5 protein-coding genes are annotated in these 1,770 nt (G+C 59.8%); all 5 read left to right on the top strand.

The genetic code is table 11. The features are described from left to right. Positions 1-172: 172 nt before the first annotated feature. Positions 173-340: a cbb3-type cytochrome oxidase subunit 3 gene (locus tag V8352_RS21680; protein ID WP_336426327.1), complete on the top strand. Its 168-nt coding sequence runs from the start codon at positions 173-175 to the stop codon at positions 338-340. Then, positions 337-690 carry a cbb3-type cytochrome c oxidase N-terminal domain-containing protein gene (locus V8352_RS21675; RefSeq protein ID WP_336426331.1) on the top strand — a complete coding sequence of 118 codons (354 nt, stop codon included), beginning with the start codon at positions 337-339 and terminating at the stop codon, positions 688-690. Before V8352_RS21680 ends, V8352_RS21675 begins: the two co-directional genes overlap by 4 nt. Further along, positions 659-1,189: a c-type cytochrome gene (locus V8352_RS21670; protein ID WP_336426330.1), complete on the top strand. Its 531-nt coding sequence runs from the start codon at positions 659-661 to the stop codon at positions 1,187-1,189. Before V8352_RS21675 ends, V8352_RS21670 begins: the two co-directional genes overlap by 32 nt. Then, positions 1,186-1,347, top strand: coding sequence for a hypothetical protein (locus tag V8352_RS21665; protein WP_336426329.1), 162 nt, complete (start codon positions 1,186-1,188; stop codon positions 1,345-1,347). The genes V8352_RS21670 and V8352_RS21665 overlap by 4 nt, the downstream gene beginning before the upstream one ends. An 11-nt stretch (positions 1,348-1,358) precedes the next feature. Further along, on the top strand, positions 1,359-1,770 hold a 412-nt coding region (locus V8352_RS21660; RefSeq protein ID WP_336426328.1), incomplete at its 3' end, for a DUF2189 domain-containing protein.

Here is a 1,770-nt window from a genome sequence, read left to right as displayed (position 1 = left end):
CTGATAGCGCCGGCGTTGACGGCGTGCTCGACCGCTATGGCGAGGATGTAGCGGTCCGCGCCTTCGACGGCGATCCATCGAAGTTAACCGAGCTGGACGCGGTGGTAGCCTATCTACAATCACTCGGCACACTGACCGATGCGGCCCACGCGATCCCCGAGGAGGTCACGCAATGAGCTATGATGTTCTGGTCTATTTGGCGAAGACGATTGGACTCTTCTGGATGATGGGGTTCTTTATCATTGTCGTTATCATCGCCTATAATCCCAAACGGCGGGCAGCGCATGATTATGCCGCGCAGTCGATCCTACGTCCCGATGATCGGGAGGGCGGTGCATGACCGATCAGCCAAAAACCGATCCAAAAGATCTTCCCGGAGCCGACCCCCATACAGGCCAGCGCGAGGTCGACCCAGTCACCGGCCATGAAACCACGGGGCACGACTGGGATGGCATCACGGAGTTGAATACGCCGTTTCCAAAAATCGTAATCTGGGCGCTGGTGCTGACTTTTCTCTACTCCGCCGTCACTTGGGTCCTTCTACCTGCTTGGCCCTATGGGCGCGATTACACCCGCGGGCTACTGGGGTTGGATCAGGGTGAGATGGCCGTGGCAGGCTTTGNCACTGGAGGAAGATGCGGGCCTGATGGCAGCGGCAATGCCCGCTGCCGACCGGCTATATCTGGATAATTGTTCGGCCTGTCATGGCGCGCAAGGCGGAGGCGGACCGGGATTTCCAGTGCTGACCGACAGTCACTGGCTCTGGGGCGGCGATCCTGAGACGATTGCCGAAACGCTTCAGGCCGGTATCAATACAACGCACCCTGACACCCGATGGGCACAGATGCCAGCTTTCGACTGGATGGAGCGACAGGACCGGCGGCAGCTTGCTGAATACGTCGTCGCACTTCGCGACGGCACGGCCGATCCAGATGGGCCAGCTGCGCCACTGTTTGAGGAGAACTGCGTTGCTTGCCATGGTGACGGCGGCACCGGCGGGTTGATGAATGGAGCCCCTGCCCTGACCGACACAGCAGTCATATATGGTCAAGATGCGGCGTCGGTGAGCCAGACGCTTCGTTACGGGCGACAGGGCGTCATGCCGCATTGGTCAGACCGTCTCAGCGACGCCGAAATCAACCTGCTTGCGCTTTATGTGAACCGGCTGTCAGAGGAGGTTTCACAATGATCACGATCACGCAAAAACGGCTGGCCATCTTTGGCGCGGTCGCTGCAGCAAGTCTTTTCATCGTGATCAATGCACAGTTCATTGCCGCCGCCTTTCGCTCACAGCCCGCTTGTGTTGCCGTGGCAGATGCAGCGATGCCCGCAAAACACGTCTGCTAACGGAGACCGTCATGCTTGAGCCACTTCCCACGATTCGACCGCCGCAGCGAGCGGACTCGCCGCTGGCTCGAAACCTGCCCGCTCGGGTAGCATTCGACTGGCTACACGCGGGCTGGCGTGACCTGCGCACCGCTCCGGCGCTGAGCCTGGCCTACGGCATTTTTGTGGTCCTCCTGTCTTATGCAGTACTTTGGGGATTATCGGCGACGGGCCTCCTCTATCTCGCATTGCCCACCGTTTCCGGCTTTCTGATCGTCGGACCGTTCCTTGCATTAGGCCTCTACGCCAAAAGCCACCGACAAAGCGAAGGCGAGAAAGTCACGCTGGCGCAAATGGTTTTGACGCGCCCGGCATCCGGTCCACAAATGGCCTATGCCGGGTTGATGCTGGGTTTGCTTGTGCTGTCTTGGCTGCGTTCGGCCG

Origin of the sequence: Roseovarius sp. D0-M9, from assembly GCF_037083805.1 — a bacterium.
GTDB lineage: Bacteria > Pseudomonadota > Alphaproteobacteria > Rhodobacterales > Rhodobacteraceae > Roseovarius.
Note: the sequence above shows the minus strand (reverse complement) of the source record. Positions and strands in the feature narration are given on the sequence as shown.

What these genes read in the sequence shown, in the direction of transcription:
- V8352_RS21680 (WP_336426327.1), top strand. Translation starts at nt 173, where the DNA reads ATGAGCTATGATGTTCTGGTCTATTTGGCGAAGACGATTGGACTCTTC.
- V8352_RS21670 (WP_336426330.1), top strand. Translation starts at nt 659, where the DNA reads ATGCCCGCTGCCGACCGGCTATATCTGGATAATTGTTCGGCCTGTCAT.
- V8352_RS21665 (WP_336426329.1), top strand. Translation starts at nt 1,186, where the DNA reads ATGATCACGATCACGCAAAAACGGCTGGCCATCTTTGGCGCGGTCGCT.